This window comes from Chitinophagaceae bacterium (assembly GCA_007695095.1).
Lineage (GTDB): Bacteria > Bacteroidota > Bacteroidia > Chitinophagales > REEL01 > REEL01.
In genome coordinates this window covers 22,134-35,788 of record REEL01000173.1, presented here as the reverse complement: position 1 = coordinate 35,788, position 13,655 = coordinate 22,134, and the positions used below count along the sequence as shown (strand labels likewise).

Here is a 13,655-nt window from a genome sequence, read left to right as displayed (position 1 = left end):
CGGAAATTAAATTGCCACTTTTTAGTGCTCATTGATAATTCAAAACTCATCATGTATAGATATTTTCCACAAAGGTACAGACATCATCACACAAATGTGTTAACGAATTGTTAAGGATTGTTTTTTCTACAGTAGAAGACCCTGAATCTTTAACGGAATTTGGGCGTGCCCCTTCGGGTCGGGCTATCCGCTCCAAGTCCTCGCTCCTCCGTCGCTCCGGGCTTTCCGCTACTATCCCTCACGCGGGGGCTGCTGCCCGGGTTGGAATATGGACATGAATTTTTGGGGAATAATTTCGAAGGTTTTGGGTATTGTAAACTAGGTGGATCTCATGCATTGCACTATGCATCAATTGTAGAGACGTTGCAGTGTAGAGACGTTGCATGCAACGTCTCTACATTCACAAAATACACTACCACCACTTTTATCACCTACCAACAAAAACGAACAAATTGCAACTATATCACCAAAATCATATTTACATTCAACCATTATAAGGTCATATGTAATGATGCAGAACTCTACTAAGCTCTCGGAAATTTTCAAGTAAGTCAATAAATTGCTTTTTAAGTTCAACCCGCTCCACGGGTTGTGTTGCACTGTTGGGTATTAGCCCCGCATTGCATGCGGGTTTATTTCAATCCCTTCGGTTTTGGTAATGCCCGGCTAAACAGATTTTAATAAAACTAGCTTAATGAAAAGTCAGAATAAAATAAAGCCTATTAATAATTTATATGTATATTTATATAATAATTTAGCATTTAATGTAATTGTTTTTCATAACAAACTATTAAAAAATGAGCGGAAGCCCGAAGGGCTTCAATGTGAAAAACCACCTGTGAAACGGGTGGCAGTGACATACATACAGCACCAACCCCCGGAGAGGGGTTGAATAAAAAGTGACATTATGAGTACATACACACAAATTCTTTATCAAATTGTCTTTAGTACTAAAAGCAGAGAAAGAGTTCTTTTTAAAGAAAACCGACCTAAACTTTTTAAGTACATTTGGGGGATTTTAGAAAAGAAAAACTGTCATCTTTATCGAATCAATGGAGTAGAAGATCACTTGCATATTTTAACACATATTCACCCTACAGTTTCATTGTCCAACCTGGTGAAAGATATCAAATTGGCAAGCAGTGATTATATTAAGGAAAAACAATTGTTTACAAATTTTGGAGGTTGGCAGGAGGGGTATGGTGCTTTTACATACTCTTATAGTGAAAAAGACAGGTTGATTGAATACATCAAAAACCAGGAAGAACACCACAAAAAAGTTTCTTTCAAATCTGATTTCATTGAGCTTCTGAAAGAACATGGAGTTGAATACAAAGAGGAATATTTACTTTAAGTTCAACCCGCTCCACGGGTTGTGGTGGACTGATGGGTATTAGCCCCGCATTTCATACGGGGTTATTTTAATCCCTTCGGGATTGGTGCGAATTCGAAATCGAGTTTGTTTTTTTTGAATGAAGTAATAAAAAATTAATTGTAGCTGCCACCCAAGTCTGGTGGGCTTTAATTTGAATTTAAAGGCTATCCTCTGTCTGAAAGTATTCCTGGAAAACTTGAAATATTCTAATCATCAGGTTATGAAACTTTTTTCAGTATTGAAATGAAGCTTATGTTGTTAACTCAAGAATACAAAATGGAACAAATTAATTTCAAAATTATTCAAGCATAAGCCCAACTGAGAGGAGTAGAATGAAGACTATGACGAAAGGTGGTAGTGATGGTTTATTCAATTTCTATACATGACAATTCTTTGTAGTCTTCATCATGTAAAAATTTGTCAATAACATTTTTATTTAGAATCAAAAGTTTGGCTATTTCTTCTGTTGTCAGATTTCGGGCACGAATCCAAACAATTTTTGGAGGATGTCCATTAATTAAACTGATATCATAAAAATCAGAATCAAAAGTGACGATTGAGTAATAATTTGATTTAGCATAATTCCAAATATCAGAATCTTCAGAATCCATTAATCCGCATTCAGAGACATGCTTACACTTAGGGAAATGGTCAATTATTTTTTTTACTATGCGAAATGAAATGTTTTGATCAAACAGAAATTTCATGAAGCATGTTTTAGTTTATGCTCTCTGTCAGCTGCGTAGGCCAGACAGGCTCTAATATCATCAACAGTAAGTTCCGGGAAATCTATAATAATCTCTTCATGCGTCATTCCTGCCGCTAACCATCCAAGCACATCAAATACAGTGATTCTCGTATTACGTACACATGGCTTCCCAAATCTTTTATTTGGGTTTCGTTTTATTATTGACTTATAATCGATCATGCTAAAATGCTTTAAACAAAATTAATAAAATTTAATCATCAACCAATATCTATTGCCAAACCGGTTTGAATTTTAAAAAAAACTAAACATAGAACGTAATAAAATACATAAAAAAAACATTTCACAAATTACCAGAGGGTAAAAAAATTAAATTTACTATAAGGAAAATAATATAAAATGCTGAAAATTTTTATTTAGCTAATTTAATTTACGCAGAATTAGAACAATACAAAAAACTGTACATTTTCGTGACCCTGTCGTTTAGCAGTAGAGACGTTGCGGTGTAGAGACGTTGCATGCAACGTCTCTACATTCACAAAATACACTACAACATTCAACACCTACCACCAAAACGAACAAATTACAGTCATATCAGCAAAATCAAATTCAATTTTAACCATTATCAGATCATTTGTAATAGTGTAGAATTCTACCAAAATTTTGGGTTACAAATCCGAATTAGCTTAAATTTTAAAACAATTACGACTTAAATGATGAAATTATATTTTCTCTTTCAACCACTCATCCTCTTTAAATTTAGCCGTTTTTTTCCGGAATGTTACCGTATATCCGGGCCATAAGGTCGGGTTGTTGCCCCGATCGTCCTGATACCAACTGATGCAGCCGCCGGTTTGCCATACCGTTTTTTTCATTTTTTTCTGCAGTTTCTGATTGTAGTTATTTTGCACTTCCTCTTTAATTTCTAATGCTGCATATTGTTTTGAGAGAATCTTTTTTACTCCCTGCAAAATGTAATTGACTTGTGATTCTATGATGTGAATGATAGAATTGTGACCTAAGCCCGTATTCGGACCCGTGAGCATAAACATATTTGGGAAACCATGGACAGCTGTACCTAAATATGCCGTACCCGATCCCTGCCATAAATCACTCAGCAGCAACCCGGCTTTCCCTCTAATTTTAATGTCCGATAAGTATTCCGTAACATTGAATCCGCTGGCATAAATAATTGCATCTGCTTTTATATTTTTACCCGAATCAGTGATTACAGATGTTTCATTTATCTCAGTCACAGGCTCTGCTATCAGTTTTACATTTTCGGCATTCAGGCTTTTGTAGTAGTCGTTGGAAAGTAAAATTCTTTTGCACCCCATCGTATAATCCGGAATTAACTTTTTCTGTAAATCAAGGTCTTTTACACTTTTTTTAATAAATCTTTTGGATATAAATGAAGCCCATTTTAGAATTATTGGTTTTTTGACAAAACCAAAGGCAACTATCTCATGTAACCAATATAAACGTTCTCTGTAGAGGTATCTAAAAAATGGCACTTTTCTAAAAATGTTTTTTTTGAAGTTTGAAAAGTTTTTATCTTTTTTGGGTAATATCCATGGAGGAGTTCTTTGTATGATATAAAGTTGTTTTACTTCCCTTACTATTTCAGGCACTATTTGAATGGCTGAGGCTCCTGTGCCGACTATAACTACATCTTTTCCTTTTAATGAATAATCATGATTCCATTTTTGAGTATGAAAACTGACACCCTGAAATGTGTGCATTCCTTTGATATCCGGATAAGCAGCTTTGCTTAATCCACCCGTTCCCGGGATAAAGATTTTTGAGGAAAAAAGTGCATCCGTATTTGTCCTGATTTGCCACTCTGCATTTGTTTCTTCATATAAAGCTTCGGTAACTATGGTATTCGTTTGAATTTTTTCCCGAAGATTATACTTTTCTACACAATGCTTCAGGTATTCCAATATCTCTTTTTGATCGGGAAATGTCTTTGTCCAGTCAGTTTTTGGTTCAAAAGAATATGAGTATAAATGAGACTCAACATCACAGGCACATCCGGGATAAGTATTTACATACCAGGTGCCTCCAATTTCATCTTCTTTTTCAAGTATCGCAAAATTCGTGATGCCATTTTTTAAAAGTGAAATAGCCATACCAATTCCGGCAAAACCGGCTCCTACTATAATTATATCATACCTGAGATTCGTCACTTTTAACAGATTGTTTTTAAAAATAGCCAATTTTTCAAAGGGTAAAGCTAATCAACTTATAATAGCATAAACGAAAAACAGGCCATCTTTACGTAAGACAGCCTGTTTTTAATAATGTTTTTGCGACATTTTCTGTCGTAAAATTTATTGTATTTGTAATTTCTTAGTAATAGTACTTCCGTCAGCATCGGTTAACTGTAATAAGTATAATCCGTTATTGTAGTTGCTGAAATCAAGTTTTGTGTTATCTGTTGCATTTATTTGCTTGTTTTCGAGCAAGCGACCTTCCAGGTTATAAAGAGACAACTCATAGGTTTTAGACTCCTGAGTATTTATAAAATTCAGATTAAATGTACCATTAGATGGATTTGGATATACTGTAATGTTTGAAGTACTAGAATGGATAAAGTTTTCAACAGAAGTACCTACACAAACCTCATCATATAAAAAGTCTGCACCAAAAGTAAAGGTAGTATTAAGACTATCTGCTATAATCGGAGCTTCGTGTCCGCCGCCTCCATAAGTATATAAAGCTGAGCGAATGTCTAATGTTGGGGCGTGCTCATTGATGTCAAAGCCACCATGAAGGGTAGTGAGGTTAATGCCGCCTACACCCACATCTCCAAATCCGTAAGGAACGGTATTGTCGCTGTCTCCGTGTACACTCACAATTGGTACATCGCCAACTTCCATCCAGTCTAATTTATGTATTCCGCCTGAGATGTTAAAAACACCGGCAACACTACTTGAATAACCTGCATTTCCGGACTCACCTTCCAAAGTTCCACCTTGATTATCTAAAGCTGTTTGTAAATTTGAGCTGATTGGACTGCTGTCATCTTTTAAGTAAGCTACTTGCACGGCAGTAATAGCGCCGGCAGAATATCCGCCAATAAAAATTTTATCAGGATTTATTCCAAAAGGATTTGCATTTTCTGCAGCCTCTTTTCGGAAAAAGCGGATAGCTGCTTTAGCATCATGAACAGCTTTTACAACGGCCACAAATAAATCGGTTTCAGAAATTCCGGAAATTCCAAGACTGTAGTTAATAGAAGCTGCAGCATAGCCTCTTTTTGCAAAGTTTTCACACATATAAACCATGTCAGCTGCACTTTTGGAGCCGGTAATAAAGGTTCCGCCGTGTATCATTATGATTAACGGTCTGTTGGTTTCAGTATCTCCCATGCCTTCATAAAAATCAAGTCGCAGGGTCGTTTCTGAATTTGGGTTGTATCCATACTCTATGTCTGTTGTAACATTAACATCAGAGAAGATTTCCGCAGCGTATCTGTTGCCGCTACAGTCAGCAAATGAAGGGCTTAAAAACACAGTCATTGCAAAGAAAAAGCTTGCTATTTGTTTCATTTTTAGATTTTAATTTAATTAAGATTTTAAACTGCACTAAGTTAATAAATTGTTAAGCATTTTTCACAAGCTTTACAGCACATCAGTAAAAGGATTGTAAGAGTATAATGATTTGAAGCAGCTATTTTATAATGAATTGGTTGTGAAAATCTTTAATATATCTATTATGTGATAAAAGAATTGCATATCAATTTAATTTGGAAAAATTTATCAAAAAAAAAGCCGGATTATTTAAAATCCGGCTAAATATATCTGTTAAAGCAGATGAAGTATCAGTAATGTAATGATAAATACTGAAGTGCTTATCTTCTTTTTTCCTGAATACGAGCTTTTTTACCTCTTAAATTTCTTAAATAGAAAATTTTAGCTCTTCTTACTCTACCTTTCTTATTTATCTCAATGCTGTCAATGTTTGGGCTGTGTAATTGAAAAATACGCTCAACACCAATACCACTGGATATTTTTCTAACAGTAAAAGTTGCCGATAATCCGGATCCTTTTCTCTGTAAAACATCACCACGGAAAGGCTGAAGCCTCTCTTTATCACCCTCTACAATTTTATAATTGACAGTAATATTATCACCTGCTTTGAAGTCAGGTAGTTTCTTGTCTTGTATTAATTCCTTTTCTAAGGTTTTTATTATATCCATGATTGATTCTTTTAAGAGTTTGCAAAGATAAATTATTCTTTTGAATTTTGAATATTTATTTTGAATTATTCATCAAGTAAATCCGGTCTTTTTGATTTTGTTTTTTTTATCGCTTCCAGATGCCGCCATTCCTGGATTTTCTTTTCATGGCCGGAAAGCAATATTTCAGGAACTTTTAAGCCTTTATACTCTGCCGGACGGGTAAAAACAGGAGGTGCCAGCAGATTATCCTGAAAAGAATCAAAAAGAGCAGAAGTTTCATCATTTAATACACCCGGCAATAATCTGATGATTGAATCAACTAATACAGCTGCCGGCAGTTCTCCGCCGGATAGAACATAGTCACCGATAGATATTTCATCACTTATAAATAATTCACGAATCCGGTCATCTATGCCTTTATAATGCCCGCACAAAATAATGATATTTTTTAAAAGTGATAAGCGGTTTGCTTTTTGTTGATTTAGCCTTTCACCGTCAGGAGTCATATAAATTACGGCATCATACTTTCTCTCAGATTTCAGTTTTTCAATAATCGCGGCTATGGGTTCTATCATCATGACCATTCCGGCCCCGCCTCCGTATTGATAATCATCAATTTGATTATGAGGTCCAATACCATAATCTCTCAGGTTGTGAATTTTTATACTTGCCAAACCTCTGTCTATAGCCCGTTTAAGTATGGAGTGAGAAAAAGGTCCACTAAGTAAATCGGGTTGGGCTGTTATTATATCAAAATGCATTTCTTACAGATTATATAAGGATAAAAGACCATCCGGAATTTTTATTACAATTTCCTTTGATTCTTTTCTAATCTCTAGTATCAAGTCATTGTGTAAGGGAATTAAAACCTCTTCATTTTTAATGTGTAAGACAGCAACCGGATGAGCCGGTAAAATTCTGATAGTATCTATGGTACCAATGATGTTTTGTTGTTCATCCAGCAAACGGTATCCTGACAGGTAGCTCAGTTTGCTTTCTTCATTTTCTACTATAAAGAGTCGGCTTTCTTCTTCATCAGTAAAGAAATACAAGTTTTTTAATTTTTCGGCATCGTCCTTGTCAGAAATGTCTTCAAATTTCACGATCGCTTCATTTTCCTTGACAGCATTGAAGTTTTCTACAAAAAAGGGGATAGGCTTGGTGTGATTGTCACCTAAAAAAAGTACTTCAGGTGCATAGTTTTCAGGAAATAAAAAGGTGAAGTTCAGCTTTATGCGAACTTCACCTTTTAAACCGTGCGTTTTCGTAATTTTACCTATGGGGGTATGATTTACTGCTTCCATAGGATTATATTTAAAACTACTTATCTTCTTTTTTCTCTTCTTTCTTTTCTTCAGCAGGAGTTTCCTCAGCTTTAGGCTCTTCAGTTTTTTCCTCTTTCTTCTCTTCAGCCGGTGCTTCCTCTGATTTTTTCTCCTCTTTCTTTTCCTCAACAGGAGCTTCTTCAGCTTTAGCTTCCTCTGCCTTAGGCTCTTCAGTTTTAGCTTCTTCTGCCTTAGGCTCTTCAGCTTTAGGCTCTTCTGTAGCTTCTTCTTTTGCAGGTGCTTCAGTAGTTTCTGTTGCAGCTTCCGGAGCAGCCTCTTCCTGTGCAGGCTCTTCAGTTGCAACTTCTTCTTCTGCTGCTTCTTCCTGAGGTGGTTGTTGCTGAGCTAAGATTTCAAGACGCTTTTTTTCTTCCGCTTCTTCTCTTTGCTGTCTTTCCTTATTCATGGTTTCCTGAAGCGTCTCAATTTTATTATTGATTTTTGAATCTTTCTGTTCAATCCATTTTTCAAATAATTTATCTGCTTCTTCCTGAGTAAGCGCATTTTTACGAATTCCGCGTGCTAAGTGCTTTCTGTACATAACACCCCGGTACGATAAAATTGCTCTCGCTGTGTGTGTAGGCTGAGCGCCTTTTTCTAGCCAATTTAGCGCACTGTCACCGTTCAACTCAATTGTTGCTGGTACAGTGGTAGGATCATACGTTCCTATTTTCTCAATAAATTTTCCGTCTCTTGGTGCACGGGAATCGGCTATTACTATAAAATAGAAGGGCCTCTTCTTTCTACCGTGTCGCTGTAATCTAATTTTTACAGACATAAGTTTTAATTAATCTTTTGATTGTTAAAAATAACCCTTTTAAAAAAGGTGGTCGCAAAGATAGGTTTTTTTTCAATAACAGGAAATAAAAATGGACTTTTATTTCATGCTTTTCAGCCTCTTAAAGGAAGCTAAAGCCATTTTCTTTTTCGAAAATAAAAGAGCATACCCATGACGACTAAAGTCATAAACCCCAAAATTGCAAAGTAAGCCCACCTCCAGGCCAATTCAGGCATGTACTCAAAGTTCATCCCATAAATACCTACGATAAATGTCAATGGAATGAAAATAGTCGCTATGATTGTGAGAGTCTTCATTATGGCGTTCATCCTGTGGGAAAGGGTATTCATATAAATATCTAATAAACCGGAAGCCATATCTCTGAAAACTTCTATGGTTTCTATAATCTGTATGGTGTGATCGTACAAATCTCTAAGAAAAACCTTGTTTTCAGATTTAATAAATTCCGTTTCATATTGCTGCAGTTGATGAATCATTTCTCTGAGAGGATATACAGAGCGTCTTATAAATAAAATCTCTTTTCGTACATGATGAATTTGGTGCATGATGTTTTTTTCACTATTGTCTAACAACTGCGATTCAATTTCATCAATTTTTTCTCCGTAATGTTCAAGTATTACGTAGTAATAATCAACTATTGCATCCAGTAAGGCATACATCAGATAATCTGTTTGCTTTTTTCTAATATTCCCTTTGCCTTCATGTATTCTTTTGCGTACATGCTGAAAAACATCTCCACTTTTTTCCTGAAAAGTTACCAGATGATTTTCTTTTAATAAAAGACTGACCTGCTCCGGATCCAATTCCTGATTGTCTTTATCTAATGAAATCATTTTGAGCACTATAAATAAATAGCTTTTATAATCTTCTTGCTTAGGTCTTTGGTTGATGCTCAAAATATCTTCCAGACAAAGTTTGTGAATTTGAAAGTATGCCCCGGTTTTTTCAACCAGTTCTTCATCGTGCAAGCCATCTATGTTTAGCCAGTTTACACCGGTAAATTCATTCATTGAATCCAAAGCATCTTCAATATTTTCATACTGCTTTTCAAAATACTCCTGCTCATTATATTGTATTAAGGTAATAAGGCTGCTATCCATTTTCTTTTGGCCGGTGAATACAAGGCTTCCCGGCGGCATACCGACTTTAATATTTTTAACCTTGTTATACTTTCTTTTTTTCATAATAGATAGGAGGTCTTAAAAATAGAGAAATAAATGATAAGAACTAAAATTTCATACAAACACTCTTAGGTTCAGTAAAGAACTTTAGTGCTTCTTCTCCACCTTCCCGACCCACACCGGATTGTTTCATGCCTCCAAAGGGGATGCGCAAATCTCTGACTAACCAGGCATTAATCCATATGATTCCGCAATCTACTTTAGCCGCTAACTGATGGGCCGCGCTCAGATTCTCTGTCCAGATGCTTGCTGCCAGTCCATATTCAGTTCCATTAGCCAATTCAATTGCTTCCTGTATATTTTTAAAAGATTGTAAAGTTGCTACCGGACCAAAAATTTCTTCAGTATTTGTGCGGCAATTTTGTGGTAGTCCTTCAAAAACAGTCGGCTCAATATACCAACCATTTTTAAACTCACCTCCCGGATTAAACGCTTTGCCTCCGGTGAGCAATTTACCGCCTTCTTCTTCGGCTAATTCAATATAAGAAAGAATTTTCTTAAAATGTTGCTCCGAAACTATGGCTCCTATTTTACTGCTGTCATCATAGGGAGAGCCGGTTTTGAGTTTTTTTGTTTCCTCAATAAAATCTTTTTTAAACTGCTCATAAATTTTTTCATGAACAAGTATTCTGGAGCCGCAAAGACAGATTTCTCCCTGATTGGCGAAAGCTGCTCTGACAGTTTCTTTTACTGTTTTTTCATAATTGCAATCATCCATAACGATGGTAGGGTTTTTTCCTCCCAGTTCCAGTGAGAGTTTCTTCAACATGGGTGCGGCAATGCCTGCAATATGTTTTCCGGTGGAGGTGCCTCCGGTGAAGGTTATGGCTTTAATTTCCTTGTGTTTTACAATAGCTTCACCAACTTCTCCTCCATACCCGTGAACTATATTCAGAACCCCTGCCGGCAAACCGGCTTCTATGCAAATTTTGCTAAAGAGATAAGCGGTGTAAGGGGTAACTTCTGAGGGTTTGGCAATTACACAGTTGCCGGCAGCCAGAGCCGGAGCTATTTTCCATGTGAAAAGATATAATGGCAGGTTCCAGGGAGAAATAGCTCCAATAATTCCAAGGGGTTGACGCAACACATAGTTATAAATTTGATTGCTGCTTTGGTAAAATTCACTGTGAAACTGACGAATTGCAGAGGCAAAAAAGGACATGTTTTTAGATGCCCGGGGAATGTCTACTTGTTTAGCCATCCAAATCGGTTTCCCATTATCTTTAGACTCAGCCAGGGCAAGCTCATCCAGATTTTTTAATATCAAATCCGCAATCTTATCCATGCACACTGCCCGGTCGTCAGCACTCAGCTCAGACCATGAAGGAAAAGCTTTTCGGGCAGTTTCAACAGCATTTTCTACATCCGTGGCACCGGATTGGGCTATTTGGCTGAATACCTTTCCTGTTGCCGGTTCATAATTATCTATATAATTATTCGATATGGGATCAATGAGTTTGCCGTTTATATAGTTTTGAATTTTTAACATCTTCTTTTTTTAACAAAATACTAAATATGTTTGGGTTTGACCAAAAAATCAGCCAAAATTGACTGAATGATTTGGCATCAAAATTGATAATAATTTTTAGTTGTAAGAATAAAAAACCAAAAGAATTCTTAGTTTTATCAACCTTAATATATCAATTATGAAAAAGCAAATTAAAATTTTGCCGGTCTTGTGTTTGTTTCTTTTAACAGCTTGTGATGGTAATCTTCGTGACAGATGGGATACCAGTACCGCACAGGATAGCAGCTTGTCAGAAGCTATTTTTGCTGATATTTACGGTCAGGTACTGAATTCTGCCACTTTGGGCGGAGATAATTTTAAAAGCTCTTCTTCCTGTCCAACTGTTACTATCAGTCCATTTGATGGTACTTTCCCGATTACCATAGAGGTAGATTTTGGGAATGTTAATTGTCCGGGTGCAGATGGCAGGCAAAGAAGAGGCAAGTTAATAGCTGATATGTCCGGGCCCTATACTGAGCCGGGTACATTTATTTCTATAGTACCTGAAAATTACTATGTAAATGATATGTTGGTTGAGGGGCTGCAGGAGGTTGAAAACTTAGGTTTAAATGCTGCCGGAAATTTACATTTTGCAATAACAGAAACGAATGGTATTATTCACTCTCCGGATGGACAGATTTTTTGGAACTCAAACAGAATCAGAGAATGGGTTGAGGGTTCAGACACTGCTACTCCCTGGGATGATGTCTATAATATTACCGGTACGGCTGAGGGGACAGATGCAAATGGCAGAGACTATGATCTTGAAATTATTGCCCCCCTGAATGTTAAAGTCGGGTGTCGCTGGGTAAGACAAGGCATATTGGAAATCAGACCTGACGGCTTAGATGAAAGAACTATTGATTATGGTAACGGCGATTGCAATGGAAATGCCACCCTTACAATCAGAGACAGGGATTTTAATATAGTCGTTCCTTAATTCAGCAATTCTATTTTTTTAGATAACCAGGTTTCAAAATCAAAGTACTGAAAAGCTTTTTTCTCGTAAGGGTCTTTTTTTAGTGTTTTGATATCGTTCAACATCTCCAGAAAGTATTGTTTGATTTTGTTGTTATCCTTAAGGATGTTCTTTAAAAAGGCAATAAGTTTCTTTTCAAAAAGATAAAGTCGCTCATTTTGAAGTAAATGTCTGTAAATTGATTTCAACAGAGAGTTTACCAATATCTGATTCCCCATTTCAAAATGTATCATTATTTGAAAAATTCTGGAATAGAGGTACAGGTCATAAATTTTTTCTGCATCCGGATAGTTTAAAAAACGGTTATTCCATTCCAGAGCTTTTTCCTTTTTACCGGAACCCAGATATATACCCGTTATTAAAAACATAAAAAGCATTTTGCTGGAAAGTGGAATTCCTTTTTCATGCTCAATTAGAAAGGTATCGATTTTTGGAATAAGCTCCAGAGCAGCAGTATAGTTTTTGTTATTATAATAATAAAGTAATTCCTGAGTGTAGGCGGTATAAAGTACTTTAGTGATTAAATTCCTATCATTTGAGGTATAGCTTTTTAGTATTTGCAGATAATCAAAAAACTGTTCTTCTTTTTTTTGAATGCCACAGACTAAGATAAAGTTGTTTAAAGTAGAAATATACTCATCAGCAAAGGTGGTTTTCATTTCCTCATACTTATCAAATAACTCTATCAGGCCTTTTCTATGCTGAAAGTTTTTATCGGTATCCTGAAGTTGGTAGTAGCCAAGGCTTAGAATGTGATGATACAGGTATTCATTTTTAAAGCTTCCCAGCGTTTCGGTTTTAGAGGCTTCTACTTTTTTCACCCATTCCTTTATTTTCAGCTCTTCTTCAGGTTTTCTGGTAAGTCCGCCTCGCTGATTTTGCAATAGAATCAAATAATCTATTTCCTGAAGTTTTATATAAGTGTTTAATGAGTCAGAAATGGCATTTAAATCCCGGAAAGTTTTTTCAATGATTGCCTCCGGATTTTTTGATTCTACTTTTTTTGATAGAATTTTTGCTTCCCAAAGTTTTATTTCCAACTGATAAAATAACAAGTCATTTTTTATTGCAGCCTGATGAAGCTTTTTACATAATTTGAGGCTTTGATCATACATGGATTTTGAAAAAAGAATAGATACATGACTTAAACCACTTCGGATTTTTTGCTCTTTACTTTTTTCATACTGAAAGTTTTCAAGTGCTTTTAAAATTTGATTCGTCAGGTAGAATTTCGTAACTGAAAGTTGATTCGCTGTAAATTTTTTGGGGAATTGACGTATGATTTCTTTGTCTGTAATATCAATATTCTTTTCCAAAATCAAAAACAACTTCAAGTAGTTATTGTCCTTACTTTCCGGAGTATTCCGCTTTAAGTAAAGTTTCACATATCGCTTTTCGGAAGGATTTAACGCATTTATCAACTCTTCAATAAAGTTTTCACCTTTCATTTGTGCTTTTTTAAGAAGTAAGCCTATGTAAAAACATAAAATTAAAATATAATCATGAAGCAAACAATTTTTTAGAATTTAATTAAAAAATTAGCAGAGGATTAATAAATATTAAGTGTTTGAGCAAAATATTTGTGCTTTGAAACTTA

At 35.7% G+C, this 13,655-nt stretch carries 14 protein-coding genes; 3 read left to right on the top strand and 11 right to left on the bottom strand.

Annotated elements, in window-relative coordinates; genetic code table 11:
* The first annotated feature begins 694 nt into the window (after positions 1 to 694).
* Both EA412_14400 and tnpA read left to right on the top strand, forming a co-directional pair.
* On the top strand, positions 695 to 892 hold the full coding sequence (locus EA412_14400) for a hypothetical protein (GenBank protein TVR76141.1): 198 nt from the start codon (positions 695 to 697) through the stop codon (positions 890 to 892).
* Between the two features lie 15 nt (positions 893 to 907).
* Positions 908 to 1,354 carry an IS200/IS605 family transposase gene (tnpA, locus tag EA412_14395; GenBank protein ID TVR76140.1) on the top strand — a complete coding sequence of 149 codons (447 nt, stop codon included), beginning with the start codon at positions 908 to 910 and terminating at the stop codon, positions 1,352 to 1,354.
* Between the two features lie 386 nt (positions 1,355 to 1,740).
* Here the strand turns inward: tnpA and EA412_14390 are convergent, their stop codons facing one another.
* The 10 genes from EA412_14390 to EA412_14345 all read right to left on the bottom strand — a co-directional run bounded on the left by EA412_14390 (position 1,741) and on the right by EA412_14345 (position 11,061).
* The gene (locus EA412_14390; protein ID TVR76139.1) at positions 1,741 to 2,082 is read right to left on the bottom strand and encodes a hypothetical protein; all 342 of its coding nucleotides are present in this window, start codon (positions 2,080 to 2,082) and stop codon (positions 1,741 to 1,743) included.
* Complete coding sequence (locus tag EA412_14385; protein TVR76145.1) at positions 2,079 to 2,300, bottom strand: DUF433 domain-containing protein; 222 nt, start codon at positions 2,298 to 2,300, stop codon at positions 2,079 to 2,081. The genes EA412_14390 and EA412_14385 overlap by 4 nt, the downstream gene beginning before the upstream one ends.
* Before the next feature lie 503 nt (positions 2,301 to 2,803).
* Entirely contained in the window at positions 2,804 to 4,300 is a 1,497-nt protein-coding gene (locus EA412_14380; protein TVR76138.1) for an NAD(P)/FAD-dependent oxidoreductase, read from the bottom strand.
* A gap of 114 nt (positions 4,301 to 4,414) precedes the next feature.
* Positions 4,415 to 5,635, bottom strand: coding sequence for a T9SS C-terminal target domain-containing protein (locus EA412_14375; GenBank protein ID TVR76137.1), 1,221 nt, complete (start codon positions 5,633 to 5,635; stop codon positions 4,415 to 4,417).
* A 302-nt stretch (positions 5,636 to 5,937) separates the two neighbouring features.
* The gene (gene rplS / locus EA412_14370; protein ID TVR76136.1) at positions 5,938 to 6,285 is read right to left on the bottom strand and encodes a 50S ribosomal protein L19; all 348 of its coding nucleotides are present in this window, start codon (positions 6,283 to 6,285) and stop codon (positions 5,938 to 5,940) included.
* A gap of 65 nt (positions 6,286 to 6,350) precedes the next feature.
* A complete protein-coding gene (gene trmD, locus EA412_14365) occupies positions 6,351 to 7,028 on the bottom strand; it encodes a tRNA (guanosine(37)-N1)-methyltransferase TrmD (GenBank protein ID TVR76135.1) in 678 nt (225 codons plus the stop codon).
* Positions 7,029 to 7,031: 3 nt separating this feature from the next.
* A complete protein-coding gene (gene rimM, locus EA412_14360; protein ID TVR76134.1) occupies positions 7,032 to 7,571 on the bottom strand; it encodes a 16S rRNA processing protein RimM in 540 nt (179 codons plus the stop codon).
* 16 nt (positions 7,572 to 7,587) lie between these two features.
* Positions 7,588 to 8,370 (bottom strand): 30S ribosomal protein S16, encoded by a 783-nt coding sequence (locus EA412_14355; protein TVR76133.1) that lies wholly within the window; start codon positions 8,368 to 8,370, stop codon positions 7,588 to 7,590.
* A 131-nt stretch (positions 8,371 to 8,501) separates the two neighbouring features.
* A complete protein-coding gene (gene corA / locus EA412_14350; protein TVR76132.1) occupies positions 8,502 to 9,575 on the bottom strand; it encodes a magnesium and cobalt transport protein CorA in 1,074 nt (357 codons plus the stop codon).
* 43 nt (positions 9,576 to 9,618) lie between these two features.
* A complete protein-coding gene (locus EA412_14345) occupies positions 9,619 to 11,061 on the bottom strand; it encodes an aldehyde dehydrogenase (GenBank protein ID TVR76131.1) in 1,443 nt (480 codons plus the stop codon).
* Between the two features lie 157 nt (positions 11,062 to 11,218).
* On the opposite strand from EA412_14345, the gene EA412_14340 reads away from it, so the two are divergent.
* On the top strand, positions 11,219 to 12,019 hold the full coding sequence (locus EA412_14340) for a hypothetical protein (GenBank protein TVR76130.1): 801 nt from the start codon (positions 11,219 to 11,221) through the stop codon (positions 12,017 to 12,019).
* Here the strand turns inward: EA412_14340 and EA412_14335 are convergent.
* The gene (locus tag EA412_14335; protein ID TVR76129.1) at positions 12,016 to 13,569 is read right to left on the bottom strand and encodes a hypothetical protein; all 1,554 of its coding nucleotides are present in this window, start codon (positions 13,567 to 13,569) and stop codon (positions 12,016 to 12,018) included. The two genes, EA412_14340 and EA412_14335, sit on opposite strands and share 4 nt — an antisense overlap.
* Positions 13,570 to 13,655 lie beyond the last annotated feature (86 nt).

Excerpts from the sequence above, each read along its gene's own strand:
- EA412_14390 (TVR76139.1), bottom strand. The coding sequence starts at position 2,082 with ATGAAATTTCTGTTTGATCAAAACATTTCATTTCGCATAGTAAAAAAA.
- trmD (TVR76135.1), bottom strand. The coding sequence starts at position 7,028 with ATGCATTTTGATATAATAACAGCCCAACCCGATTTACTTAGTGGACCT.
- EA412_14355 (TVR76133.1), bottom strand. The coding sequence starts at position 8,370 with ATGTCTGTAAAAATTAGATTACAGCGACACGGTAGAAAGAAGAGGCCC.
- tnpA (TVR76140.1), top strand. The coding sequence starts at position 908 with ATGAGTACATACACACAAATTCTTTATCAAATTGTCTTTAGTACTAAA.
- EA412_14345 (TVR76131.1), bottom strand. The coding sequence starts at position 11,061 with ATGTTAAAAATTCAAAACTATATAAACGGCAAACTCATTGATCCCATA.
- rplS (TVR76136.1), bottom strand. The coding sequence starts at position 6,285 with ATGGATATAATAAAAACCTTAGAAAAGGAATTAATACAAGACAAGAAA.
- EA412_14375 (TVR76137.1), bottom strand. The coding sequence starts at position 5,635 with ATGAAACAAATAGCAAGCTTTTTCTTTGCAATGACTGTGTTTTTAAGC.
- rimM (TVR76134.1), bottom strand. The coding sequence starts at position 7,571 with ATGGAAGCAGTAAATCATACCCCCATAGGTAAAATTACGAAAACGCAC.
- corA (TVR76132.1), bottom strand. The coding sequence starts at position 9,575 with ATGAAAAAAAGAAAGTATAACAAGGTTAAAAATATTAAAGTCGGTATG.
- EA412_14400 (TVR76141.1), top strand. The coding sequence starts at position 695 with ATGAAAAGTCAGAATAAAATAAAGCCTATTAATAATTTATATGTATAT.
- EA412_14340 (TVR76130.1), top strand. The coding sequence starts at position 11,219 with ATGAAAAAGCAAATTAAAATTTTGCCGGTCTTGTGTTTGTTTCTTTTA.